The following is a 327-nucleotide window of genomic DNA, read 5'->3' on the forward strand; positions in this document are numbered from 1 at the left end:
GTGTTGTCGTGCTGAGTACGGGGATATGTTTTTCTGGAGCGGGAATAGATGTTGGTAGATGGGGAATAAGTCTGCTTCTGTGCCTTGCTTCTGGTTGCTTCTTTGGACTGTCTTGGTGTGAGGTCTTTTGTAACCTTGCACCACCGTTTGACCTGCTGGCTTTACATAGCAACGTAACATTGCGGGTTTGAACGCAAAAAAACGCAAAACGTCTCAAATCTGGCGTTGTTGTGTTTGTGGGTTGCTGAAGGTGGCTTTTGTTGTTGTGCTTTGCGTGTTGGTTTGGCTCACGGCTCACGGCTCACGGCTCACGGCTCACGGCTCACG

This window comes from Pseudovibrio sp. W64 (assembly GCF_001623145.1).
In the GTDB taxonomy this organism is placed as follows: Bacteria; Pseudomonadota; Alphaproteobacteria; order Rhizobiales; family Stappiaceae; genus Pseudovibrio.